The organism is Pseudomonas sp. TE21435 (genome assembly GCF_056279265.1).
Window position 1 is genome coordinate 2,708,091 of record NZ_JBWBQZ010000001.1, and the last position, 25,230, is coordinate 2,733,320.

21 protein-coding genes are annotated in these 25,230 nt (G+C 63.6%); 10 read left to right on the plus strand and 11 right to left on the minus strand.

Annotated elements, in window-relative coordinates; all coding sequences use genetic code 11:
• Window positions 1–15: 15 nt before the first annotated feature.
• The 4 genes from ACZ9C1_RS12215 to ACZ9C1_RS12230 all read right to left on the minus strand — a co-directional run bounded on the left by ACZ9C1_RS12215 (window position 16) and on the right by ACZ9C1_RS12230 (window position 4,471).
• Window positions 16–1,338 carry a dicarboxylate/amino acid:cation symporter gene (locus ACZ9C1_RS12215; RefSeq protein WP_102683610.1) on the minus strand — a complete coding sequence of 441 codons (1,323 nt, stop codon included), beginning with the start codon at window positions 1,336–1,338 and terminating at the stop codon, window positions 16–18.
• 393 nt (window positions 1,339–1,731) lie between these two features.
• A complete protein-coding gene (locus ACZ9C1_RS12220) occupies window positions 1,732–3,072 on the minus strand; it encodes an ATP-binding protein (protein WP_457378843.1) in 1,341 nt (446 codons plus the stop codon).
• Window positions 3,069–3,746: a response regulator gene (locus ACZ9C1_RS12225; protein ID WP_023632177.1), complete on the minus strand. Its 678-nt coding sequence runs from the start codon at window positions 3,744–3,746 to the stop codon at window positions 3,069–3,071. The genes ACZ9C1_RS12220 and ACZ9C1_RS12225 overlap by 4 nt, the downstream gene beginning before the upstream one ends.
• A 119-nt stretch (window positions 3,747–3,865) precedes the next feature.
• Window positions 3,866–4,471 (minus strand): outer membrane beta-barrel protein, encoded by a 606-nt coding sequence (locus ACZ9C1_RS12230; RefSeq protein WP_102683608.1) that lies wholly within the window; start codon window positions 4,469–4,471, stop codon window positions 3,866–3,868.
• Window positions 4,472–4,594: 123 nt separating this feature from the next.
• Between ACZ9C1_RS12230 and ACZ9C1_RS12235 the strand changes: the two genes are divergently transcribed.
• Window positions 4,595–5,386 carry a dienelactone hydrolase family protein gene (locus tag ACZ9C1_RS12235; RefSeq protein ID WP_457378842.1) on the plus strand — a complete coding sequence of 264 codons (792 nt, stop codon included), beginning with the start codon at window positions 4,595–4,597 and terminating at the stop codon, window positions 5,384–5,386.
• Between the two features lie 159 nt (window positions 5,387–5,545).
• Window positions 5,546–6,247 carry a 4'-phosphopantetheinyl transferase family protein gene (locus tag ACZ9C1_RS12240; protein WP_457378841.1) on the plus strand — a complete coding sequence of 234 codons (702 nt, stop codon included), beginning with the start codon at window positions 5,546–5,548 and terminating at the stop codon, window positions 6,245–6,247.
• Here the strand turns inward: ACZ9C1_RS12240 and ACZ9C1_RS12245 are convergent.
• Complete coding sequence (locus ACZ9C1_RS12245) at window positions 6,244–7,848, minus strand: ATP-binding protein (protein WP_102683605.1); 1,605 nt, start codon at window positions 7,846–7,848, stop codon at window positions 6,244–6,246. The two genes, ACZ9C1_RS12240 and ACZ9C1_RS12245, sit on opposite strands and share 4 nt — an antisense overlap.
• The gene (locus ACZ9C1_RS12250; RefSeq protein ID WP_102683604.1) at window positions 7,845–8,540 is read right to left on the minus strand and encodes a response regulator; all 696 of its coding nucleotides are present in this window, start codon (window positions 8,538–8,540) and stop codon (window positions 7,845–7,847) included. Before ACZ9C1_RS12250 ends, ACZ9C1_RS12245 begins: the two co-directional genes overlap by 4 nt.
• Before the next feature lie 847 nt (window positions 8,541–9,387).
• Between ACZ9C1_RS12250 and ACZ9C1_RS12255 the strand changes: the two genes are divergently transcribed.
• Entirely contained in the window at window positions 9,388–12,267 is a 2,880-nt protein-coding gene (locus ACZ9C1_RS12255) for a ribonucleoside-diphosphate reductase subunit alpha (protein ID WP_139673606.1), read from the plus strand.
• 242 nt (window positions 12,268–12,509) lie between these two features.
• The gene (locus tag ACZ9C1_RS12260; protein ID WP_038706634.1) at window positions 12,510–13,760 is read left to right on the plus strand and encodes a ribonucleotide-diphosphate reductase subunit beta; all 1,251 of its coding nucleotides are present in this window, start codon (window positions 12,510–12,512) and stop codon (window positions 13,758–13,760) included.
• Between the two features lie 43 nt (window positions 13,761–13,803).
• Here the strand turns inward: ACZ9C1_RS12260 and ACZ9C1_RS12265 are convergent, their stop codons facing one another.
• Together ACZ9C1_RS12265 and ACZ9C1_RS12270 are read right to left on the minus strand one after the other, a co-directional pair.
• On the minus strand, window positions 13,804–14,880 hold the full coding sequence (locus ACZ9C1_RS12265) for an SIR2 family NAD-dependent protein deacylase (RefSeq protein WP_476254573.1): 1,077 nt from the start codon (window positions 14,878–14,880) through the stop codon (window positions 13,804–13,806).
• Window positions 14,877–15,296 (minus strand): hypothetical protein, encoded by a 420-nt coding sequence (locus tag ACZ9C1_RS12270; RefSeq protein ID WP_476254012.1) that lies wholly within the window; start codon window positions 15,294–15,296, stop codon window positions 14,877–14,879. The genes ACZ9C1_RS12265 and ACZ9C1_RS12270 overlap by 4 nt, the downstream gene beginning before the upstream one ends.
• A gap of 234 nt (window positions 15,297–15,530) precedes the next feature.
• Here ACZ9C1_RS12270 and ACZ9C1_RS12275 point away from each other — a divergent pair, with 234 nt between their 5' ends.
• Genes ACZ9C1_RS12275 through ACZ9C1_RS12285 form a run of 3 tightly spaced genes read left to right on the plus strand, consistent with a single transcriptional unit; the run spans window position 15,531 to window position 16,732 of the window.
• Window positions 15,531–16,070 (plus strand): BRO-N domain-containing protein, encoded by a 540-nt coding sequence (locus ACZ9C1_RS12275; protein WP_476254013.1) that lies wholly within the window; start codon window positions 15,531–15,533, stop codon window positions 16,068–16,070.
• Window positions 16,054–16,461 (plus strand): DUF6088 family protein, encoded by a 408-nt coding sequence (locus ACZ9C1_RS12280; RefSeq protein WP_476254014.1) that lies wholly within the window; start codon window positions 16,054–16,056, stop codon window positions 16,459–16,461. The genes ACZ9C1_RS12275 and ACZ9C1_RS12280 overlap by 17 nt, the downstream gene beginning before the upstream one ends.
• Window positions 16,343–16,732 (plus strand): DUF6088 family protein, encoded by a 390-nt coding sequence (locus tag ACZ9C1_RS12285; protein WP_476254574.1) that lies wholly within the window; start codon window positions 16,343–16,345, stop codon window positions 16,730–16,732. Before ACZ9C1_RS12280 ends, ACZ9C1_RS12285 begins: the two co-directional genes overlap by 119 nt.
• Before the next feature lie 149 nt (window positions 16,733–16,881).
• On the opposite strand, the gene ACZ9C1_RS12290 is transcribed toward ACZ9C1_RS12285, so the two are convergent.
• Entirely contained in the window at window positions 16,882–17,352 is a 471-nt protein-coding gene (locus ACZ9C1_RS12290) for an N-acetyltransferase family protein (RefSeq protein ID WP_476254015.1), read from the minus strand.
• Window positions 17,353–17,576: 224 nt separating this feature from the next.
• Here ACZ9C1_RS12290 and pdxR point away from each other — a divergent pair, with 224 nt between their 5' ends.
• From pdxR to ACZ9C1_RS12305, 3 genes are all read left to right on the plus strand, one after another.
• Window positions 17,577–19,058, plus strand: a complete 1,482-nt coding sequence (gene pdxR / locus ACZ9C1_RS12295; RefSeq protein WP_476254016.1) for a MocR-like pyridoxine biosynthesis transcription factor PdxR — start codon at window positions 17,577–17,579, stop codon at window positions 19,056–19,058.
• Between the two features lie 277 nt (window positions 19,059–19,335).
• Window positions 19,336–20,760, plus strand: a complete 1,425-nt coding sequence (locus ACZ9C1_RS12300; protein ID WP_476254017.1) for an L-lactate permease — start codon at window positions 19,336–19,338, stop codon at window positions 20,758–20,760.
• A 23-nt stretch (window positions 20,761–20,783) separates the two neighbouring features.
• Window positions 20,784–22,202: an aminotransferase-like domain-containing protein gene (locus ACZ9C1_RS12305; RefSeq protein ID WP_476254018.1), complete on the plus strand. Its 1,419-nt coding sequence runs from the start codon at window positions 20,784–20,786 to the stop codon at window positions 22,200–22,202.
• Between the two features lie 50 nt (window positions 22,203–22,252).
• Here ACZ9C1_RS12305 and ACZ9C1_RS12310 read toward each other — a convergent pair whose 3' ends face one another.
• Window positions 22,253–23,152 (minus strand): LysR family transcriptional regulator, encoded by a 900-nt coding sequence (locus tag ACZ9C1_RS12310; protein WP_102685189.1) that lies wholly within the window; start codon window positions 23,150–23,152, stop codon window positions 22,253–22,255.
• A gap of 46 nt (window positions 23,153–23,198) precedes the next feature.
• The gene (locus ACZ9C1_RS12315) at window positions 23,199–25,214 is read right to left on the minus strand and encodes a 2Fe-2S iron-sulfur cluster-binding protein (RefSeq protein ID WP_476254019.1); all 2,016 of its coding nucleotides are present in this window, start codon (window positions 25,212–25,214) and stop codon (window positions 23,199–23,201) included.
• Window positions 25,215–25,230: the final 16 nt, after the last annotated feature.

Genomic DNA, 25,230 nt, shown 5'->3' on the forward strand with positions numbered 1-25,230 from the left:
TCTTTCATCTCACGCTCAACGCGCCGGGCCTTCGGCCACGCCCAGGTCGTCGGTCGGACGGGTGTCGATCAGCGGCGAGCCGCCAGACGCCAGCTCAGCCTGCAGGGTGTCGGTATCCAGCTCCTTGACCCACTTGGCCACGACCACGGTGGCCACGGCGTTGCCGATCAGGTTGGTCAGGGCGCGGGCTTCGGACATGAAGCGGTCGATACCCAGGATCAGCGCCAGGCCGGCAACCGGCAGGTGGCCGACGGCCGACAGGGTGGCGGCCAGGACGATGAAGCCCGAACCTGTGACGCCCGCGGCACCCTTGGAGGCCACCAGCAGCACCAGCAGCAGGGTGATCTGGTGGGTGATGTCCATGGTGGTGTCGGTGGCCTGGGCGATGAACACCGCGGCCATGGTCAGGTAGATCGAGGTACCGTCCAGGTTGAACGAGTAACCGGTCGGGATCACCAGGCCAACCACGGATTTCTTCGCGCCCAGGCGCTCCATCTTGGCCAGCATGCGCGGCAGGGCCGACTCCGAGGACGAGGTGCCCAGCACGATCAGCAGCTCTTCACGGATGTAGCGGATCAGCTTGATGACGCTGAAGCCATGGGCGCGGCAGATACCGCCCAGCACGACCAGGATGAACAGCAGGCAAGTGATGTAGAAGCAGGCCATCAGGTAGCCCAGCTGCACCAGCGAACCCACGCCGTACTGGCCGATGGTGAAGGCCATGGCGCCGAAGGCGCCGATCGGCGCCAGCTTCATGATCATGTTGATGATGTTGAACATGACATGGGCGAAGCGATCGATCAGGTCCAGCACCGGCTTGCCGTAGCTGCCCAGGCGGTGCAAGGCGAAACCGAACAGCACCGAGAACATCAGCACTTGCAGGATGTCGCCGTTGGCGAAGGCGCCGACCACGGTGTTGGGGATGACATTGAGCAGGAAGCCGACGGTGGTCTGCTGCGCGCCGGCGGCGGCATAGGCAGCCACGCTGCTGGCGTTGAGGGTGCTGACGTCGACGTGCATGCCGGCGCCCGGCTGCACCACGTTGACCACCACCAGGCCGATGATCAGGGCGATGGTGGAGACGATCTCGAAGTACAGCAGCGCGTAACCGCCGGTCTTGCCGACCGACTTCATGCTTTGCATGCCCGCGATGCCGCTGACCACGGTACAGAAGATGATCGGCGCGATGACCATCTTGATCAGCTTGACGAAGCCGTCACCCAGGGGTTTGAGGGCTACGCCGGTCTCCGGGTAGTAGTGGCCGAGCAGGATACCGATGGTGATCGCGACGATCACCTGGACATACAGCGATTTGTACAGCGGCTGACGAGTCGTCATGGCTAATTTTTCCTCAAGTGGGCCGGCGCATCCTTCCCAGGATGTCGGGGCACCTGAATCGCGAACCCTCCTGTACCCGGAGGGATTTGTCGTTGTGTTCGAGCGCCTGGGCAGGCCTCTGCCAGGTGAATAGCAAGGGCGATGCCAAAGTGCCCGCTTGAGGTGCACAGCCAATGTTTACAGGGTGTGAATGCCCCGGGACGGGGCGTAAAAGCCAGTAGGTAATGGCGGATTTCCGCCCGATGGCGGAAATCGTACAGGGCGGGTTGGCGGGAATCCGCCCAGCGCGTTTCCTGTAGGAGCGGCTTCAGCCGCGAAGCCAGCGACGCGGTGCATGGCAACGGCTGGGCCGGTGATCGCGGCTAAAGCCGCTCCTACAAGTCTTGCGCGATTTCAATCGAGCCGGAAAGCGATGCGGAACGCAGCCCCGCCCAATTCGGAGTCGCCCAGGCTCAACTCGGCGTCATAGCTGTCGATGATGTCCTTGACCACCGCCAGGCCGATCCCTTGTCCGGGGTGCTGGCGGTCCAGCCGCTCGCCGCGTTCGAGAATGCGCTCACGCTGGTCGGGCGGCACGCCCGGGCCGTCGTCCTCGATCCACAGTTCCAGTTGCCCCGGCGCTTCGCGTAGGCTGACCCGCACCTGCCCCAGGCACAACCGGTAGGCGTTCTCCAGCAGGTTGCCGAGCAGTTCAAGCAAGGCCCCCTGTTCCATCGGCACCCGCGCATCGGCCGGGAGATCGAAACCGACCTCGACGCGTTTGTCGCGATAGACCTTGGCCAAGGTGCTGCACAGGCTGTCGAGCAACGGCTTGAGCTCGACCTGGTGCTTTACCAGGCCACTCTTGCGCAGGCTGGCGCGCTGCAATTGGTAGTCGATCTGTTGGCTCATGCGCTCGATCTGGCTCTGCAGCACCCGCGCCTGCTCGCGGTCGCCCTGCTCCATGCTCTCGCCCACGCCCTGCAGCACCGCCAGCGGGGTCTTCAGGCTGTGGGCCAGGTCGTCGAGCGAGTCGCGGTAGCGCTGGCGCTGCTCGCGCTCGCTGCGCAGCAGGCGGTTGAGCGAGCCGGTCAGGCGCAGCAGTTCGCGTGGGTGCTCGCGACTCAGTCCATCCCTGGCGCCGCTCTCCACGTCGTCCAGCTCGGAGCTGAGCCGACGCAGCGAGCGCAGGCCCCAGGTCAGGCCGGCCCAGAGCAGCACCATCAGCGCCAGCAGCGCCGCGCCGAAGCCGAAGTAGAGTTTCTCGCGCAGGCCATTGAGGGTGTCCTGGTATTCGCGGACCGGTTGCAGGGCGACGATGCTGAACGCCGCGCTCTTGCCGCCAAGCAGCCTGACCTCGACGTCATAGACGAAGAACTCCTCGCCGTCGTCCTGGTGAATACGGGCGAATTCGTTGCCACGCCCGTCATAGCGCGGGTGGTAGTTGATGTTGCGGTTGCGCGTGGCCCGCGACTGCCACACCAGCTTGCCCTGGCGGTCGAAGATGTAGCCGAGCAAGCCTGTATACGGCAGGTTGAAGCGTTCGTCCGGCAGCAGCGCCGGCATCTGCAACTGGCCATGCTCGATGCGCGCGGCGGAAATCAGCGTGGTCACGTCCGAGGCCAGGCGCTGCTCGATGGACTCCTGCAACGCCAGGCTGAAGGCCTTCTGCAGCGCCGGCAGCAACGCCAGCATGAACAGCAGCGCCAGCAACGCCGCCGCCAGCATCAGGCGCACCCGCAGCGAACGGATCATCGGCAGCGCTCGGTGAACAGGTAGCCCAGGCCACGCACGGTATCGATCGGCTTGAAGCCGTTGTCGCCCTCGAGCTTGCGACGCAGGCGGCCGACCAGCACCTCGATGACGTTCGGGTCGCGCTCCTCGTCGTCCGGGTACAGCTGTTCCATCAACCGGTCCTTGGCCACCACCTGCTGGTGATGGCGCATGAGGTACTCGAGGATGCGGTATTCGTAGGCGGTCAGCGCCAGCGGTTGCTCGTCCAGGGTCGCCTGCTTGCGGTTGAGGTCGAGCACCAGCGGGCCGGCGGCGATGGTCGACTGGGTGAAGCCGCTGGAGCGGCGCAGCAAGGCGTTGAGGCGCGCCTCCAGCTCTTCGAACTGGAACGGCTTGACCACATAGTCGTCGGCGCCGGCGGCCAGGCCTTCGACCTTGTCCTGCCAGTTGCCGCGGGCGGTGAGGATCAGGATCGGGAAGGTCTGGCCAAGGTTGCGCAACTGACGGATCAGGTCCAGCCCGCTCATGCCCGGCAGGCCCAGGTCAATCACCGCCAGGTCATGGTTGTACTGCTCGGCCTGGTACAAGGCTTCCTCGGCGTTGGCCACCGCCTGCACCACATGGCCGCCCTCGCCGAGGCGGGTGAACAGGTGATGACGCAGCAGCGCCTCGTCCTCGACCACCAGCAATTTCATGCAGTTCTCCTTACTCGGGTTCGCCGGTTCGATTGCGCTCGCGGGGCAAGCCCGCTCCCACGCAGGCGCATGGGAGCGGGCTTGCCCCGCGCTGAGACCGGTACAGGATAACAGCGACCTCAGAACTTGTAGCTCGCCGCCAGGTAGGTCTGCGCGCTGCTGGTCAGGCGCAGGGTGCCGTCCTTCGGCCCGCCGTGGGCGCCGATCTCGGTGGCGGCGTTGCTGCGCAGGTAACGGTAGCCCATCTCCACCGAGGCCTTGTCGGTGATTTCCTGGATCACGCCGGCCTGCAGGCCCACGGCATAGCCGTAGTCGGTGTCGCGGCTGGCGCCCGGCGAGTCCTGGGTCAGCTTGGTCATGCCCAGGGTGCCGCCGCCGAACAGCTTGGTGGTATCGCCCACCGGCAGGAACAGGTCGTAGCTACCGAGCAGGTTTTCCTGGCGTAGCTTGACGCCGCTGTGGTCACCCGAGACATTGTCGTAGGTCATGTAGTAGCGGCCCTGGTCGTTGATCTTGCCCAGGCGCACGCCCCAGGTGCTGTCCTTGCCGATGATGCCGTCGGCGTTCAGGTTGTCGGTGTTGCGTTGCAGCAGGCCGGACTTGCGCACTTTGTCGCTGGTCTGGCCGTAGGTCAGGCTGGCGAAGTTGTCATCGGCCTGGGCGGCGGTGGTGAGGCCGGCGGCGCAAACCGCCATGGCGGCGATCAGGGTATTGAGCGTTTTCATGGTTCAGGTACTCCGGGTTGGATGCGTTGTTTCTGTCTGGGGACTAGAGTAGGGAGGGCGCCCTGAACCCCTGCTGAACCCGGCCTGAACCTGGGCTGAACGAACCGAACAAGGAGCTCGACCATGCGTACCCTGCTTGCACTGGCCCTGTTGTGCGGCGCCACCCTCGCCCAGGCGGCGGTGCAGACCCGCGAGATCCCCTACCAGGATACCGACGGCAATCGTCTGATCGGCTATTACGCCTACGACGACGCCGTCGAGGGCAAACGCCCGGGCGTGGTGGTGGTGCATGAATGGTGGGGGCTGAACGACTACGCCAAGCGCCGCGCCCGCGACCTCGCGGCGCTGGGCTACAACGCCCTGGCCATCGACATGTACGGCGATGGCAAGAACACCGAACACCCGCAGGATGCCCAGGCGTTCATGGCCGCGGCGATGAAGGACCCAGCGGCCGCCGCCCGGCGCTTCGATGCCGGGCTGGAGCTGCTGAAGATCCAGCCCAACACCAACAAGCACCAGCTGGCGGCCATCGGCTACTGCTTTGGCGGCAAGGTGGTGCTGGACGCGGCGCGCCGCGGTGAGAAGCTCGACGGCGTGGTGAGCTTCCATGGCGCGCTGGTGACCCAGACGCCGGCCAAGCCGGGGGTGGTCCGGGCCAGGATCCTGGTAGAGCATGGCGAGGCCGACAGCATGGTCACCCCGGAGCAGGTGGCGGCGTTCAAGGCGGAGATGGATGCGGCCAAGGCAGACTACAAGTTCGTCGGGATCCCGGGGGCCAAGCATGGCTTCACCAACCCGGATGCCGACCGCTTGAGCCATGGCGAGCATGGCGGTCCGGATATCGGCTATGACAAGGCGGCTGACGAGAGCTCGTGGAAGGATATGCAGGCGTTCCTGAAGGATGCGCTCGACTGATGATCGCCGGGGCCGCTTTGCGGCCCTTTCGCCGGCAAGCCGGCTCCCACAAAAGATGGCGACGCCCCCTGTGGGAGCCGGCTCGCCGGCGAAAGGGCTGCGCAGCAGCCCCAAAATCTGTGCTCCACCACCAGCCACCAGGCTGGCACAATACCCGCCATGAACAGACTCCCCACCTGCTGCGCCCCGCTCCAGCACCATTGGCCCCTGCCGCGCCCGGTCCCCGGCGCGGTGCTGGTCAGTTGTGCCTTCGACCCGGCCAAGCTCGCGCCCGATGACTACCAGCGCGCCGGCATCGAACAGACCGCCAGCCTGCAACGCTCGGTGGCCAAGCGCCAGGCCGAGTACCTGGCCGGTCGGGTCTGCGCCCGCGAGGCGCTACGGATACTCGACGGTCGTAGCTACGCTCCCGCCCCTCATGAAGACCGCTCGCCCATCTGGCCCGCCGGCATCCACGGCTCGATTACCCACGGCCAGGGCTGGGCCGCCGCCGTGGTGGCTACCGACGGCCAATGCCGCGGCCTGGGGCTGGACCAGGAAACCTTGCTCGGCGACGACCGCGCCGAACGCCTGGCCGTGGAGATTCTCACCCCTGCGGAGCTGGAACGCCTGGACCGCAGCCAACAGGCCCTGGCCGTGACCCTGACCTTCTCGCTCAAGGAAAGCCTGTTCAAGACGCTCTACCCGCTGACGAAAAAGCGCTTCTACTTCGAGCATGCCGAACTGCTGGAATGGTCCAGCGACGGCCACGCCCGCCTGCGCTTGCTCACCGACCTGTCGGCCGAGTGGCGCCACGGTGTCGAACTCGATGGCCAGTTCTGCCTGCAGGACGGCCACCTGCTCAGCCTGATCAGCGTTTAATCGCGTGGCTGCTCCCGCGGCCAGCTCAGGCTGAAACACGCCCCGCCCAACTGCTCGCTGTGCCCGACCAGGGCGCGGCCGCCATGCCAGTAGATGATCCGCCGCACGATCGACAGCCCCAGGCCATGCCCGCCCGAGGCCCGGGTGCGGCTGTCGTCGAGGCGGGTGAAGGGGGTGAAGATCCGGTGCCACACGCCCTCGGGAATCCCGGGACCGTCGTCCTCCACATCAATGCGGCAACGTTGCTGTCCCAGGTGATAGCTCACGCGCACTTCGGACTCGGCATGGCGCATGGCATTGCGCACCAGGTTCTGCAGGGCCCGGTGCAGGTAGCGCGGCTCGGCCTCGACCCGGGCGTCGCCGCCGTCGAGCCCGTGGCATTCGCCGCGCACTACCCGCACCTCGGCGCGCAGCGGCGCCAGCTCCTCGATTACCCGCGCCAGCAGCTCGTCCAGGTCCACCACCTGGAAATGCAGGGCCGGCGCGCCCTGCTCCAGGCGGGCGTAGGTCAGCATCTCGTCGACCAGCTTGTCCAGGTCCTGGATATCGCCGTCCATGCCCGCCAGGTGCTTGGCCCGGGCAGCGTCGGTGCTGGCGCTCTCGATCATCTCCAGGCCAAAGCGCAGCCGCGCCACCGGCGTGCGCAACTCGTGGGACACCGCCCGCACCAGCTCGCGCTGCATGGTCAATGAACGTTGCAGGTGCTCGGCCATGCCATTGAAGGCCTCGGCCAGGCGCCCCACCGAGTCGGCATCGCCGGCCGGCACCCGGGTATCGAGGCTGCCCTGGGCGATGCGCGTGGCCGCCACCTCCAGGCCCGACACTCGCCGCTCCAGCTGGCGCACCAGCAGGTAGACCACCAGGCCGATCAGGCACAAGCCGAGAAAGGCGATGAGGATCAGCAACTGCGGCGGATAGGGGTTGAGCTGATACAGAGGGCCGATCTCCAGCACCCAGGGCGAGCCGGACAGCCCCGAGAACACGCGGATCGAATCGCCATCCCTGCCCAGGGCCATCACCGTGTCGCCCTCCTCCACCCGGCGACGCTGGTCGTCGTCCAGGGCGGCGCGCTCGATGCGCTGCAGGGCGATGTCGAAGCCGAAGCCCTTGCTCTGGCGCAGCTGCGCCAGGCGCGCCTGCTGCTCGGTCACCGGGTAGCGCACCAGCTCGTCGGCCAACAGGTAAAGGGTGGCGCGGGCCAGCTGCTCGCTGATCTGCTTGACCTCAGCCACCAGCAGCAGGTCCTCGTGGCCGACCCGGCGCAGCACCCGGGCAGCATGCGGGCCGGTTTTCTCCACCACCACCAGGTCGCGGTACAGGCGCGCCCGCTGCCCACCGTCGAGGGTGAACGCCGACAGCGGCTGCAGGTCCAGCGGCACGCCAAGCAGGCGCTCCCAAATCACCAGCGAACGGGTGCGCTCCACCGCGTTCTGCTGCGCCAGGTTGTCGGCCATCAGGCTGAAGGTGCCCTGGGCCAGGCGCTCGCGGTGCTGGCCGGCGCGAATCTCGTTGAGCAGGTGCAGGCTCAGCACACCAAGCACGGCCACCAGCACCAGCACCGCGAGCATGCCGCCGTAGATGCGCAGGAAGATCGAGTTCATGGCGCCTCGCCGACGAACAGGTAGCCTTTGCTGCGCAGGGTCTTGATCAGCCGCGGGGTGATCGGGTCGTCGCCGATCTTGGGGCGGATCTTGGAGATGCGCACATCGATGGAGCGGTCCTGGCCGTCGTAGCCGACGCCGCGCAGCGAGGTGAAGATCTCCTCGCGGGACAGCACGCGCCCGGCGTTGCTGGCCAGCAGCCAAAGCAGGTCGAATTCGGCGCCGGTCAGCTCGACCAGCTGGCCATGCAGGCGCGCCTCGCGCTGGCGGCTGTCTATATGCAGAGGGCCGAAGGTCAGGTCCTGGCGGCGCTCCGGGGCGTCGCTGCGGCGCAGCAGGGCGTTGATACGCGCCAGCAGCACGCGCGGGCGCACCGGTTTGCATACGTAGTCGTCGGCGCCCAGGTCCAGGCCCTGGACCTGGTCGAGCTCGTCGCTGCGGGCGGTGAGCATGAGGATGGGGCCGGCGTACTGGCCGCGCACGCGGCGGCAGATGCTCAGGCCGTCTTCGCCGGGCAGCATCAGGTCGAGGATCACCAGGTCCGGCTGGCTGTCGATGATACGCCGCGCGGCGCGGCCACCGTCGCCCTCCACCGCCACTTCGAAGCCGTTGGCCTGGAGGTATTCGGCAGTCAGTTCGGCCAGGCGCTGGTCGTCCTCGACGATCAGGATGCGGTTGATTGGCTGGTCCATGGCCTCCCCCTTGTGTGCTGGTCTTTTATTGTTGTTTTGCGTTGTCCGCAGCGGCCTCATCGCCGGCAAGACGGCTCCCACAAAAGCCGCGCCGTACCTGTGGGAGCCGGCTTGCCGGCGATGAGGCCGGTGCAGGCAATGTAAATGCCTGATCGTACGGGTATTCCCTTTCACCAAAGCGCAACATCAGCCCCGGATACTACGTCCCGCCCCCACCCCTGCCAACCACCGCAAACAGCCCTCGACTGAACCGTTTTTTGTGATAGGGTGCGCGCCCTAAAAAATCTTCGCGGCGGCTTAGCACAGGCAAAAAATAGTGCAAACCTCTTGGGACAAGGCCTACAGCGAATACCCACGGATGACTCACAAAGTACCCACAAGTTATCCACAGGCGCCGACCTTGCAAAGCCCCCTGGACCGCATTATCTTGTATCCCTATCGCAGCGAACCACTAGATATTGGGTTTTGCGCAAAATCACAAACACAAGTCAACAGGCAAATTCAAGCGAATTTTCTGGCTGAACTTAAGGTGATTTCAACAGCCAAACCGCTCCTGCGGAGGGCGACCGAGGCAAGCCGCAGACGGCCTTGTTCGGGTATGAGTGTTGCAGGCAAGGCCCGCACTCATCAGCAACAGATTTTGGGTACGCCCAGAACCTTTGACTTCGGCCAGGGAGCGGCAGGTTACTGCCCCTAATTCCTGAGTCTGTCCCGAAGTCGGTAAGCCCGAGCGGGCGGATGCGTGTGCTTCACGCGCATCCCCGCCCGGGCCATCGAGCAAGTGGACGGAACGGTGGCGCCCGACAACGGCGCCTGAACAAACTAGAAACTGTGGAGACACCCACCCATGCAAACCGACACAACTCGCGAGAACCCGCAGGCCAAGGCGCCTCAGGCCGCCGATTCGAACCAGGATCTGGCCGCCACCGCCCCTGGCCAACTGCGCGTGATCAAGCGTAACGGCACTGTCGTCCCCTACACCGACGACAAGATCACCGTTGCCATCACCAAGGCGTTCCTCGCAGTTGAAGGCGGCACCGCCGCCGCCTCGTCGCGCATCCACGACACCGTCGCGCGCCTGACCGAGCAGGTCACCGCCACGTTCAAGCGTCGCATGCCATCGGGTGGCACCATCCACATCGAAGAAATCCAGGACCAGGTCGAACTGGCCCTGATGCGCGCCGGCGAGCAGAAAGTCGCCCGCGACTACGTGATCTACCGCGACCAGCGTGCAAAAGAGCGCGCCACCCGCAGCAACGCCGACGCTGTGGTCGAGCCGCACCCAAGCATCCGCATCACCCTGGCCGACGGCAGCCTGGCGCCGCTGGACATGGCGCGCCTGAACACCATCATCAGCGAAGCCTGCGAAGGCCTGGCCGAAGTCGATGGCGAGCTGATCCAGCGCGAAACCCTGAAGAACCTGTACGACGGCGTCGCCCTGAAAGACGTCAACACCGCCCTGGTGATGACCGCCCGCACCCTGGTCGAGCGTGAGCCGAACTACTCGTTCGTCACCGCCCGCCTGCTGATGGACACCCTGCGTGCCGAAGGCCTGGGCTTCCTGAACGTCGCCGACAGCGCCACCCACCACGAAATGGCCGACCTGTACGCCAAGGCCCTGCCGGCCTACGTCGAGAAAGGCGTCGAGTTCGAACTGCTCGACCCAGCCCTGAAAGGCTACGACCTGGAGCGCATGGGCAAGGCGATCAACCACGAGCGCGACCAGCAGTTCACCTACCTGGGCCTGCAGACCCTGTACGACCGCTACTTCATCCACAAGGATGGCGTGCGCTTCGAGCTGCCGCAGGTGTTCTTCATGCGCGTGGCCATGGGCCTGGCGCTGGAAGAGAAAGACAAAGAAGCCCGTGCGATCGAGTTCTACAACCTGCTGTCGTCCTTCGACTACATGGCCTCGACCCCGACCCTGTTCAACGCCGGCACCCTGCGTCCGCAGCTGTCGAGCTGCTACCTGACCACCGTGCCGGACGACCTGTCGGGCATCTACCACGCGATCCACGACAACGCCATGCTGTCGAAATTCGCCGGTGGCCTGGGCAACGACTGGACTCCGGTGCGTGCACTGGGCTCGTACATCAAGGGCACCAACGGCAAGTCGCAAGGCGTCGTGCCGTTCCTGAAAGTGGTCAACGACACCGCCGTCGCCGTGAACCAGGGTGGCAAGCGCAAGGGCGCCGTGTGTGCCTACCTGGAAACTTGGCACCTCGACATCGAAGAGTTCATCGAGCTGCGCAAGAACACCGGTGATGACCGCCGTCGTACCCACGACATGAACACCGCCAACTGGATCCCCGACCTGTTCATGAAGCGCGTCTTCGATGACGGCAAGTGGACCCTGTTCTCGCCATCGGAAGTGCCTGATCTGCACGACCTGACCGGCAAGGCCTTCGAAGAGCGCTACGAGTACTACGAAGCCCTGACCGAGTACAACAAGATCAAGGTGTTCAAGACCATCCAGGCCAAAGACCTGTGGCGCAAGATGCTGTCGATGCTGTTCGAGACCGGCCACCCATGGCTGACCTTCAAGGACCCGTGCAACCTGCGCAGCCCGCAGCAGCACGTGGGCGTGGTCCACAGCTCGAACCTGTGCACCGAGATCACCCTGAACACCAACAAGGACGAGATCGCGGTCTGCAACCTGGGCTCGATCAACCTGCCGAACCACATCGTCGATGGCAAGCTGGACACCGCCAAGCTGCAACGCACCGTGAACACCGCCGTGCGCATGCTCGACAACGTGATCGACATCAACTACTACTCGGTGCCGCAAGCGCGTAACTCGAACTTCAAGCACCGCCCGGTCGGCCTGGGGATCATGGGCTTCCAGGACGCGCTGTACCTGCAGCACATCCCGTACGGCTCCGATGCTGCCGTCGAGTTCGCCGACAAGTCGATGGAAGCGGTCAGCTACTACGCGATCCAGGCTTCCTGCGACCTGGCCGACGAGCGCGGCGCCTACGAGACCTTCCAGGGTTCGCTGTGGTCCAAGGGCATCCTGCCGCTGGATTCGCAACAGATCCTGATCGAGGCCCGTGGCCAGAAGTACATCGACGTCGACCTGACCGAGAGCCTGGACTGGGCACCGGTGCGCGAGCGCGTACAAAAAGGTATTCGTAACTCGAACATCATGGCCATTGCGCCGACCGCGACCATCGCCAACATCACCGGCGTGTCGCAGTCCATCGAGCCGACCTACCAGAACCTGTACGTGAAATCGAACCTGTCGGGCGAATTCACCGTGATCAACCCGTACCTGGTCCGCGACCTGAAGGCCCGCGGCCTGTGGGACTCGGTGATGATCAACGACCTGAAGTACTACGATGGTTCCGTGCAGCAGATCGAGCGTATCCCACAAGAGCTGAAAGACCTGTACGCCACCGCGTTCGAAGTCGAGACCAAGTGGATCGTCGACGCCGCCTCCCGTCGCCAGAAGTGGATCGACCAGGCCCAGTCGCTGAACCTGTACATCGCCGGCGCTTCGGGCAAGAAACTGGACGTGACCTACCGCATGGCCTGGTACCGTGGTCTGAAGACCACCTACTACCTCCGTGCCCTGGCCGCGACCAGCACCGAGAAGTCGACCATCAACACCGGCAAGCTCAACGCCGTGTCGAGCGGCGGCGACAGCGCCCCGGTCCAGGCCGCGGGCCCAGCCCCGGTACCGAAGGCTTGCGCCATCGACGAGCCGGATTGCGAAGCCTGCCAATAAGGGCTGCGCAGAGGCTACCCCCGGGTAGCCTCTTTTCTGCGCCACGGCGCAGAACCCTGTGGGAGCTGGCTTGCCAGCGATGAGGCCGGCACTGCCAGCACCTCCCCACAGCCAGACATAACAAGCCGGGGCCCAACGCCCCGGTCAGCCCTCCCCCGGGCATTCCAGATTTGCGTGCACCGCACCGCAACCAAGATCCACCGGCCATACTCATTGATGGCCCTCAAGCAGGAGATCTCACCATGCTGAGCTGGGACGAATTCGACAAAGAAGACGGCGAAGTCGCCGCCAAAGGCAACACCGCCGCACAGGCCGCTGCCACCACCACCTTGGACAAGCTCGACAGCGCCGGCGGTGCCGCCGCCCTGGAAGCCCGCGCCGCCACCGCCGCCGACTCCGACGCCGTCAAGCGCGCCAAGGCTGCCCTGGACGCCCTGGACATCGCCGAAGGCCTGGCCGAGCTGGAAGGCTCCTCGGCCCGCGTCGCCGTTGACGAAAAGCGCATGATCAACTGCCGCGCCGACCTCAACCAGCTGGTCCCGTTCAAGTACGACTGGGCCTGGCAGAAGTACCTCGACGGCTGCGCCAACCACTGGATGCCGCAAGAGGTCAACATGACCGCCGACATCGCCCTGTGGAAGAGCATGGACGGCCTGACCGAAGACGAGCGCCGCATCGTGATGCGCAACCTCGGCTTCTTCTCCACCGCCGACTCCCTGGTTGCCAACAACCTGGCCCTGGCCGTGTACCGCCTGATCACCAACCCCGAGTGCCGCCAGTACATCCTGCGCCAGGCCTTCGAAGAGGCGATCCACACCCACGCCTACCAGTACTGCATCGAGTCGCTGGGCATGGATGAAGGCGAGATCTTCAACATGTACCACGAGATCCCGTCGGTCGCTAAGAAGGCGGCCTGGGGCCTGAAGTACACCCGCGCCATCTCGGACCCGGAGTTCAACACCGGCACCGTCGAAACCGACAAAGAGCTGCTGCGCAACCTGATCGCCTACTACTGCGTACTGGAAGGCATCTTCTTCTACTGCGGCTTCACCCAAATCCTGTCCATGGGCCGCCGCAACAAGATGACCGGCGTCGCCGAGCAGTTCCAGTACATCTTGCGTGACGAGTCCATGCACCTGAACTTCGGCATCGACGTGATCAACCAGATCAAGATCGAGAACCCGCACCTGTGGGATGCCGCGATGAAGGAAGAGGCTACCCAGATGATTCTGCAGGGTACCCAGCTGGAGATCGAATACGCCCGTGACACCATGCCACGCGGCGTGCTGGGCATGAACGCGGCGATGATGGAGGATTACCTCAAGTTCATTGCCAACCGTCGACTGACTCAGATTGGGTTGAAGGAAGAGTATCCGGGGACTACTAACCCGTTCCCATGGATGAGCGAGATCATGGACTTGAAGAAGGAGAAGAACTTCTTTGAGACTCGCGTGATTGAGTATCAGACTGGTGGGGCGTTGAGCTGGGACTAAAAACTACGAGGCCGCCAATCATGGCGGCCTTTTTATAACAGCATCACGAATATCTCATAACATCATATAGACAGAGTAGCTTGCGATATTCTGTACTCTTATGGTCGTTGGAGTTTCTGAGATAAACCTCCAATGCATCAAGAGCAATGTGTCCTTCATGAGCACACCAAAATAGTGTTCTCGTCTTGTAGCTAGCAGCAACTTGAGCGTCCGCCATAATAGCCTCCACCTCAGAGTGTGGGATCTTACAGCTATCTAAAACTCCTCCAAGTGCCTCTGTAACCTTTCTTCTTTGCTGCTCTTTAAGCTTGTCAACCTTCTCTATATCAGGCTGAATCGTTGAAAAGGCAAACACAGGGAAGAATTGCTGCTTACCAATTGTGAACTTATTAACCAAAGAAAGAAGCTGGGAATTCTCTTCATCAATAATTTTGAAGTAGTTAGAAATGGTTTCTGCCGAATTCATGTACCTGTAGGTAATTGATTTACTTGAACCAATGGCGATAATTTTGTCTCCATTACCAAGCTCATCAAGGTCCTCTGTGACGTGAACCTTAATATCCCCTCCGGACTTTAAGTCATGAACGATATTTTGGACCTTCCGAACGTCCATCGCTGAGACTGGAAGATTCAACGAAGACAAAGCGCGATAAACCGATGAAAAGTTATCGGTTTTTATCTTGCTAATTCTGATTGTTGCCATCCCCTCCAACTCAATATCATGTTCAAATATATCTTCAGAGGCAGACCCACTTTCGTACTCGACCAATAGGAAATTTCTTCTTATTCTTGCCGCTTGCTCAGAGTTAGGCTCAACATATGTAAATACAGTCCTAAGTATTTTTTTAATATTATCATCATTAATACTATACCCAACAAACACAATAGGGTTGTGAATAAACAGCGACAACAATTGAGCTCGAATCAACTCATATTTTTTATCAAACTTATCATAATCATCCTTAGTTATTATAACCCGATCAGAACTAGACACACATCCATGAATCTTATATATAGAACCATATGGATTGCTTAGCAATATGTCGTTACCTATAAGAGGACTAAACTCAAAAACCTCCTCCAGAAGCTGATCATAATTCGTCGTAATTATTGAACCTATATTCTTGACTGCTTTTTTAAATCAGCCAACTCCTCTCTCTTCCCTTCATTAATAGCCGAGCAGTCCAAAAGCTTGGAGATATATATCTTCAGCCTACTTATAAACTTTCCCTGCTCCATATACTCATAGAAGCTATCATTAACCGCCTTAAACTTACCATTCCGATCCAACTCAAGAGCCTTTGTAAAATCCTCCTCCAACCTGCTTGCAATCAAATCAAACTGAAACTTCCCATCAACACAACTACGAGCTTTAACATCAAAATAGTATTCATTACTTCCTGTAAATTCGGATGCAATGAACTTTAGGAGTCCATCCCACGTGTACGACTTTTCCAGATACCTCAAACTGAATCCCGTGCCCACGAAAAGCACCGGGTGGTTACTAAAGCCCGCAACATAATCATTTATATGCATCACGCCTCCAGCGAAAGGTAGCCAAACGCCATCATCGAAGCACAAGACCAACCACCCTTCAAGCGTGTCAGGATTTCTTGACCAATTTTTCAGAATCTTCTGATTCTAAAATCACTCAAATCCTCAACTGATTCCTCTCGAGTTCGCCCATCATCCTCCAAGCGCTTAAGAACGCTCACGCAGCGGAATCCCGTTCCCGTTAGAAACGGCTCTCCTGATTTTGGAAGGCCAATCATGGACAACCACTACTCCCCCACCCTCTTCACCCGCCACAACCGCCCGCTCCACACCCTCTGGCTCGAATCCCAAGCCTGGTTCTGCGCCCAAGAACTCGGCCGGATGACCGGGCGCTTCTTCGACGAACATTGCATTCGCAAGCTCGACCCGGACCAGCATCGCACCCTGCAGTTGCTGCGCTACGGCCAGTACGGCGAAACCACCATGGTCAGCGAGTCCGGGGCCTATACCCTGCTGGCCCATCATCACATTCCGGAAAACCGCCACCTGCGCCACTGGCTGACCCATGAGGTGGTGGCGGTGCTGCGCGATGGGCAGGACTCGGCGCTGGAAGACCTGCCGCGCCTGGGCAGGATGTGCTGGCCGGGTGGGCATACGGCGAGTCTGTTGTATTGGCAGAGTGAGCCTTGGGTACGGATGCGGGATATGCCGGTGGTGATGGCGGCGGAGGTACCCGTGGTGGTGCCCGAGCGGCGCAAGCTGAGCTGGAAGGAATGTGCGCAGCGGGCGTTGCGGTTGCATGGGGTGGGAGATTGACCAGCGGGAGGCATCAACCCAGGCCGTTGAGAAGGCAAGCGTGTCGGTAGCGCAGGCGATTGCCAGCCACATTCGGTATCTGGCACGAGGCAAGCCGTTCACTATTCAACACTTCACTAAGTTCGGATCACGCTCCGCCGTGGACAAGGCTCTGGCCCGCCTTGTCCGGGCGGGCGCCTTGGAACGCGTGGCGCGAGGTGTGTACATACGCCCAAAGAGGCAGCCCCTATGTGGGCAAGGTGCGACCGGGACCTGTCACCGTGATGATGGCAATGGCCAGGGCACGTGGCGAAATCATCCAAGTGCATGGGGCCGAAGCGGTTCGATGGTTCAGGCTCAGCACGCAGGTTCAGATGCGGCCGATGTACTACACCAGTGGCTCCAGTCGTGATCTACGGGTGGGTGATGCGGTCGTCCATCTGCGGCATGTATCAACGGATAAGCTGCAATGTGCAGGTAGTCAGGCCGGCTTGGCGCTGTGTGCGCTTTTCTATATCGGCAGGCGCGAACTGACGGGCGCGATGGTTCAGACGATTCTGTCCAGGCTCGATACCGGGGAGGCAGAGAGATTGATGCGCTGCAGGATGCCTCGGTGGATGCGCAAGATGGTGGATAGGGCGTATGGACAGGTAACGCCCGCCTCAGCCCGAGGAAAGGGCTGAAACGAGCTGTGCGCATTGCTGAAAGGGCCGCGCAGGGGATGGCACCGGTTTCGTTGGTGTCTGCCCGTCAGTACAGGCAACGACGATGACCTTACCGTCCCAATCGCGGGGCAAGCCCGCTCCCACGCCCTCATCTGCTCACTATGGACTTAGTGAGCAACATCCACCGGCATCCGGTACTCAATCACCCCCGGCTTCTCGGCAATCCAGTCATACAACCGCTGCGCAGTCTTGTTGGTCTCCTGGGTATGCCAGTACAACCGATCACACCGCTGCTGCCCGGCCTGGTCCTGGACGAACTCGATCAGCCGCTTGCCGATCATCCTCCCCCGCGCACTCGGCGACACGAACAGATCTTCCAGGTAACAGAAATCATTGCGCCCCCAGGTCGAGCGGTGGAACACATAGTGAACGAAGCCGAAGATTTGCTCGCCGTCCGTGGCCACGGCGCAGTGCATGGGCTCGGCCGGGTCGAAGAAGCGGGCCCAGGTGCGCTCGGTGATGGCTGGGCCCAGGTCCACTTGGTAGAAGGCCTGGTATTGCGCCCAGTAGTCGGACCATGGCTGCAGGTCGGTTTGCTTCACTTCGCGTACGAAAACGGGCAGTTGGGTGGTGTTCATTGTTCAAACCCCTTTTGGACAACACAGCTGAATGAGTGAGGGGGCCGGCCTGTCCGCAGCGCTTGCCTTCCTTGGTGATTGCTTGCGGACCTGGGTTTTATAGCGGATAAATGGCTGGTTTTTACCTGCCAATTATTCGGTAGTTACCAGACCATTTTCAGGGGCGCGATCCGTCCCAGGATAGGCAGGCATCTGTCGAATCCACCCGCCAAGGACCCAGGCCAATGTTCAAACACGCCCAGCTGGAATCGGTAAAAGCCTGGCTAACGGATCCCGCCCATGGTGCACTGGCGCGGCACGTGCGCATCCAGCGGGCCATCCGCCAATTGATCCTTGAGGGTGCCCTGCCGGTCGGCAAGCCGCTGCCGGCATCGCGGTCGCTGGCAAGTTCGCTGGGGGTTTCAAGGGATACCGTGGAGTCGGCCTACAGCCAGTTGCACGCCGAGGGTTTTATCGAACGGCGCGTGGGCAGCGGCAGCTTCGTGTCGCAACGGGCCCGCTGCCTGCCGTCGCGCAAGCGCCAGCGGCCGGCACACAGCGAGGCCCCGGTGCAGTTGAGCCGCCGAGGTGAAGCGCTATTGCACAGCGGTGGCGTTCACAACTTCCAATCACCCCGCCCCTTCGCCCCGGGCGTGGCGGAAACCCGGCATTTCCCCCTGGCCGTCTGGGAGAAGCTGGAGCGGCAGGTGTACAAGGAATACGGCACCCGTGCCCTGGAACACAGCGAGCCACAGGGCATGCTCGCCTTGCGCAGTGCAATCGCCGACTACCTCAACCTCGAACGCGGCGCGCAGGCATCCGCTGACCGTATCCTGATCCTCACCAGCTCGCAGCAGGCCCTGGGCCTGTGCGCCCAGGTGCTCATGGACGCAGGCGACCGGGTACTGGTCGAGGACCCGCTGTACCAGGGCACCCGCAAGGCCATCAGCGCCGCCGGGCTGCAAGGCGTGCCGGTGCCGGTGGACGCGCACGGCTTGCAGGTGGATGGCATGGCCCAGCTAGCTCCGGATGCCCGGGCGCTGTTCCTCACGCCTTCGCACCAATACCCGACCGGCGCCACCCTGTCGCTGGACCGGCGCCTGCTGGCCATCGACTGGGCGCGCCAGCAGCAGGCGTGGATCATCGAGGACGACTACGACAGCGAATTCCACTACGCCGGCCGCCCCACCGCCTGCGTGCAGGGCCTGGATTCGCACGCGCGCACGCTGTACATCGGCACCTTCACCAAGTCGCTGGGCGCCGGGCTGCGCATCGGCTACCTGCTGCTGCCGCCCCAGCTCGTCACACCAATGACCGCCGCGCGAACACTGCAGGATGGCCACAACGCGTCCGTCGCCCAGCTGACCCTGGCCCGGTTCATGGAAGACGGCCACTTCAACGCCCATGTGCGGGCCATGCGCAGCCTCTATGCCGAGCGACGCGACGTGCTGGCAGAGCTGGTGCAGCGGCACCTGGGGGCGTTCCTGCGCCCGCAAGTGCCGGTGGGTGGGCTGCAGATGCCCTGCCACTTCGTTCAGGACTTGGCGGAAGACGCTGTGGTCAGGGCGGCACGCGGGGCGGGGATCGATCTGCTGGGGCTGGGCAGCTTGTATGCGCAGCCGAGGAACGATGCCGGCTTGCTGATGGGGTTTGCGGCACTGACGCCCGCAGAGATGAGGGAGGCGGTGGTGAAACTGGAGAAGGTGCTGGCAGGTTTGGCCAGATAACACGCTGCGTGTAAGCAGTACGGTCAAAACCCGTGCGGAATGTAACCAGAATGCCCGATCCACCCAATGCCTCGAATTACAGGCATTAACGGCCAATATCGCAGTCAGTGCCCAGAAATCCAGGCATTGGCGTGAGAGGAGGTGCAAACAGGTGGCTCCAACGCCACAAGCCCTGGGTCTGTATTGAAAAACCCCCACCCCCTGTATCTATTGCCGTCTCTCCCTTCCCTCCACCATCCCTCCCACACTCCCCCGGATGGCTAAAGGAACCCGCATCATGGCTGCCCTGCTGCTGCAAATGTCCCCCATAGGCCTGGTGATCACCCTGATCCTGCTGCTGCGCCGCCCCCCCGTGCAGGCCGCGCTGGCTGGCGTGGCCGGTGTCCTGCTGCTGTGGGGCCTGGGCGTCGCGCAGCCGCTGTCGACGGCGGTGTCCGGCGCGATCCTGCAAGACACGCTGATCCTGTTTCTCAGCACCGCCGGCGTGATCGTCCCGGGCCTGGCCTTTGCCATTCTGGTCGAGCGCGCCGGCGCCCCGCAGGCTATCGGGGCCTGGGTACGGGAGCTGGGCTGGACGCCACCGATGCAGGTGATCTTCATTGTCCTGGGCCTGGCGCCGCTGCTGGAAGCGATGACCGGGTTCGGGGTGTCGCTGATCGCTACCGTGCCATTGCTGATGGGGCTGTTTTCGCGCCAGACGGGCATGAAGATGGCGTTGGCAGGGATGGCGGTGATGCCGTGGGGCACCCTTGGGCTGGCCACGGTGATCGGCGCGCTGCTGGCTCATGTACCGGCGCAGGAACTGGGCAGCCATTCGGCGCTGGTCAGCGCACCGGTGTTTCTCTGCCTGGCCGCCGTGGCACTGGCCTTGGCGGGGATCCGCAGCCTCAAGGCATGGCTGGGGCTGGCGGCGATCTCGCTGCTGTTCAGCACAGTGCTGTATACGGCCAATCGCTGGATCGGGCCCGAGGCTTCGGGGGTGCTGGCCGGGCTGGCGGTGGCCTGCACGGGCCTGGCGCTGTCCTGGGCGCGGCGAGGAACCTTGGTGCACTGGCCACGGGCAGCGTGGCCGTACCTGGCGTTGCTGGGGGTGATCGTCGCCTCGCGTGGGCTGTTCCTGGCCTCGGGCTGGGACGGCGGGTGGGTGGTGCACGGCGCCAATGTAGCGTGGAAGCCACTGGCCTCGCCGGGGCTGGCGCTGCTGCTGGTGGTGCTGGCGATGGCCGCACGCCAGGGCGGCGGCTTCCCGTGGCGGGCACTGTTCACCCGCGCACGGTTTCCGGTGGCGACGATCTTCCTGTTCCTGCTGCTCTCCCAGGTGATGGTCAAGGCGGGCTTCCTGGTCGAGGCGCAACGGGCCTTGCAGTCGCTGTCCGGCGTATCGCTGGCCGCGACCGTGTCGTTGCTGGCAGGGCTGGCCGGCTATGTCACCAGTTCCAATGTCGGCGGTACCACCCTGGTGATGCCCGCCATCGCGGCATTGTCCGACAGCCATGGTGCGTGGCTGGCCGCCATGGCCAACAGTGCCGCCGGGCACGGCGCGCTGGGCTCGTTGTCGATCCTGGCGCTGATCATCGGGCTGGCCAGTGCCAACCGCGACGAGGAACACGGGCTGATCCGCTTCGGTTTTGCCCTGGTCGTGCTGAACATTGTCATCGTGGCTGCAACCGGCGTGGTTTTGCTCTACCTTTCGGGGGCCTGAACCTGACGCCACAAAGAGCCCCCATGGACCGCATTCCCAAGCCCGACAAGCGCTGGCACACCGTCAACGCCTGGCTGCTGCGCCAGATCGACAGCGGCGAATGGCCCAGCGGCATGCAATTGCCCTCGGTGCGCGAGCTGGCGCGGCTGTTCGACAGCAGCATCGCCACCGTGCAACGGGCCCTGGCGGAGCTGGAGGCCAATGCCTATGTGCAGGCCAGGCCACGGGTAGGCTATTTCGTCGCCAAGGGCACGGCCCAGGTGCAGGGGTTCGACCTGGCCAGCGTCACCGTCAACGTCGACCACGCGGTGGTCGCCATGCTCGCCCAGGCGGCCAGCAACACCACGCTTTCGCTGAGCTCGGCAGTGCTGCATGACGAACTGGCCCCCCAGGTGCTGCTGAGCAGATGCCTGGCATCGCTGGCGAGCAAGGCCGATCTGGCGCTGGCCGGGCTGATCGCGCCACCCGGCCAGGCCTCGCTGCGCCGGCGTATCGCCGGGCTGATGCTGCAACGCGGCGTGGCCTGCGGGCCGGACGATATCCTGGTGACCTCAGGCGACACCGTGGCGCTGGAACTGGCCCTCGAAGCCGTCGCCCGGCCGGGCGCCACGGTGGCCATCGAGACACCCACCTACTACGGCATCCTGCAGACCATCGAACGCCTGGGGATGCGCGCCCTGCCCATTCGCACCCACGCCGACAGCGGCATGGACCTCGAGCACCTGGAGTGGGCCCTGAAGCGCGGGAAGGTCGATGTGGTGTTCCTCAACCCGACGCTGCAGAACCCCCGGGGCTTCATCATGCCCGACACGGCGCGGGCACGGCTCTCACAGCTGGCGCAGGCGGCGGATGTGCCGATCATCGAGGACGATATCTTCTTCGACCTGGTGGACGAGGCGCAGCGGCCCAGGGCGATCAAGCACTACGACGTGACCGGGCAGACGATCTATTGCTCGTCGTTCTCCAAGACCGTGGCGCCGGGGTACCGGGTGGGCTGGTGCGTGGCCGGACGGTACCGGGATGCGATCCTGGCCCAGATGTTTTCACGCAACCTGGCGGTATCGAGCCTGGCGCAGCGGGTGCTGGATGAATTCATCGGGCGGGGGTACATGGACGAGCACTGCGCGAAACCGCGTGGGCGGCTGGCGGCGCAGGCCGGGGTGATGGAGGCGCTGGTGCGCTCGGTATTTCCGGCGGGGACGCGCTATGTGGCGCCTCGGGGCGGCTTCATCCACTGGGTCGAATTACCGGGAAGGACAGACATGCTGGCGCTGCAACGGCTTGCCGCGGAGCGTGGCTGCAATGTGGGCGCCAGCGGGATGTTCTTTGCCGATGGGGAGTGTGGCACTGGGTTGCGGGTGTGCCTGGGGCGGGTGATTACGCCGCAGGTGATGGGCGGGTTGAGGGTGCTGGCGGAGTGTGCTGGCCTTTCAAGGCCTTGATTGAGCTTGAGGTACTTGGGGCCGCTGCGCAGCAGCCCCAGGTTCCGGAATCACGCCAGATGCGCCTGGCTACGCAAGTGCTCGGCCAACATATCGATAAAGGTCCGCACCTTGGTCGAACCATATTTGCTCTCGCGATGCAGGATATGGATCGGCCACGGCGCCTCCTCGTATTCGGCCAGAATCACCTGCAAGCGCCCGGCCGCCACTTCGTCCGCCACCTGGTACGACAGCAGCCGGGCGATCCCCAGCCCGGCACTGGCCGCGGCGATGGCGGCGTCGTTGCTGGTCACGGTCAGGCGCGGCTTCATGCGGATCAACGTCGGGTCGTCGATGGCGCCGAAACGCCAGTCCGTGCGAGGTGACAGCGTCCCGGCGGCGATGACTTCGTGCTTCTGCAACTCCGAAGGATGGCGCGGCGTGCCGTGGCGTTCGAGGTATTCGGGCGAGGCGCACAGCAGCCGGCGCATCTTGCCCACCCGCAGCGCCTTCAGGCCCGAGTCGGGCAACTGGCCGATGCGCACGGCCACGTCCATGCCCTCCTCCACCAGGTTCACCACGCGGTCGAGGAAGAACGCCGAGACGTCCACCTCGGGGTACTGCTGCAGGTAGCGCACGATGCACGGCATGACGAACTTCTTGCCGAACAGGATCGGCGCGGTCACGGCCAGGTCGCCCTTGGGCGCGGCGTTGATGCCGGCGGCGGCTTCGTTGGCTTCGACAATGCTGGCGAGGATATGCCGGGTGTCTTCCAGATAGCGCCCGCCGGCCTCGGTCAGGCGCACGCTGCGGGTGGTGCGCAGCAGCAGCTTGACCCCGAGCTGTTCCTCCAGGGCGCTGACGGCGCGGGTCACCGCCGCCGGCGAGATGGCCAGGCGGCGAGCGGCGGCGGCGAAGCTTTCCAGCTCGCCCACGGCCACGAACACTTTCATCAGGTGGATCTGGTCCATGCCGCGCCCCACGCGTTGTCGTCGAGCGATTATCGCCGTGGTCACGCTAGAGCTCCAGTACCAGGGGCTGCATGCCTTCCTCGGCCTGGGCCGGAATCGCGCAGCAGATCAGCACGCTACCGGCTTCGGGCAGTTCGGCGGGCGGGTTCGGATAGTGGACCTGGCCGCTGACCAATTTGGTCTTGCAGGTACCGCACGAGCCACCACGGCAGCTGAAGTCCGGCGACAGGCCGCGGCTTTCCGCCAGTTCCAGCAAGGTGCCGCCTCCGGGCGCCCAGCGCGCTTCCTTGGCGGAGCTGGCGAAGTACACCGGCACCGGTTCGCTGGCGGGCGGCGGTTGTTGCAGGGTGGACTGGTTGTCGTCGTTGTGGCGACGCAGGGTCGAAGGGCCGAAGGCTTCGGCATGGATGCGGGCATCCGGTACATGCACCGTGCGCAGGCCTTCGTAAAGGTCCTGGGTGAAACTGGCCGGGCCACAGAGGTAGAAGTCGTAGTCGTCCAGCGGCAGCGTGGCCTTGATCTGCTCGATGCCCAGGCGGCTGGCGAACACATAGTCGCGGCCCTGCACGGCTTGGGGTTCGGGCAGGCTCAGGGCGCGGTGAATGCTCAGCAGGCCACCGGCGTGCTGCTGGAGTTCGGCAAGCTCGTGCTGGAACGGCAGGTCGGCCAGCGTACGGCCACCGTGGAACAGGTAGATGCGCCGCCCCAGCCCCAAGGCCAGTTGCTCGCGGAGCATGGCGATCAACGGGGTGATACCGACACCAGCACCGACCAGCACGAGGGGCCGGTCGCTGGTGTGATCCAGGGTGAAACTGCCCATGGGCAGGCGCACCTGTAAAGGGTCGCCCACCTTCAGTTGCTGGTGCAGATAGCGTGACGCCGGCCCCTGCGCCTTGACGCTGATGCGCAGGTGGCCATCGGACGGCGCACTGGACAGGCTGTAGGTGCGGATCAGCGGTGCCTCTCCATCAACCTGCAGGCGCACGGGCATATGCTGGCCGGGCGCGAAGGGCACCGCCTTACCCTCCTCGGGTTGCAGGTAGAACGAACGGATATCGCGGCTTTCCTGCTCGATACGCAGCACGCGCCAGGTCAGCCATTGGCGCTGGCGCTCACGCTGTTGCAGGCGCTCTTGGGCTTCACTCCAGGTGCCGGTCATCAGGCTGGTAGGGGCGTACTCCTGAAAGGCCCAGCGCAATGACACGGCGGCCGGGCGGACCACCACCTGCTCGATGTCCAGGGTCCAGAGCCGCTCGGCCCCCTCGAAAGCGCTGATCAGCGGGCTGTCGAGAATCACCTCGGTTCGCCCTGAAACCTGCAGCACATCGCCCGTGGTGAAGTCGATGAACAACAGGCCGGCAACCGGGTTGACCAGCAGGTTGCCGAGGGTGTTGAAATGCAGGTTGCCGGCGTAGTCGGGTATGGTCAGGCGATTACCTTCGACCCTGACGAAACCGGGCCGGCCACCGCGGTGGGACACGTCCACGGCACGTTGGCCATTTTCCTGCTCAACGTAACTGGCGACGAAGAAGGTATCGGCGTGTTCGATCATGGCGCGGGACTCGGTATCGAGTGCCACTGAGTCCCGGCGCCCCTGCGGCGGCTCGTCGACGCGGGTGTACTCGCGCAGCTGGATGTACTGCGGGCAGTTGCCGAACGATTGCTCGACCACCACCTCCAGCTGGCCGGTGCCAGCCCGGAGGATCAGGCCATTGAGGCGATTGCGCCGCCGCGTGTGCAGCTCGATCCCCAGCAAGCCAATGGCACCGCCATCCACCAGGCCCGGCATGGCCGGGTCATCAGCGGCAGGCGCGGTGCCGATCAGCAGTTGCCGGGGATCGGGCGAGCTGACGAAGCCTTCCGGGCCTTCGAGCAGCGTCGCCCAAGGGGTGCCAGCAGCATCCACGGCAGCGGCCACCAGGAACGGCAATTGCTGGTAGAACGCGCGATGCTGGTCGGGCATGAAGTCGCGGATGACCTTCTGGCCGAACACCTCCATGCGCTCTGCAACACCGACTTGCTCCTGCAGCCGTTTTTCACCTGCATGCCAGGGCGATCGCATGGCGGCATTCCTCTGG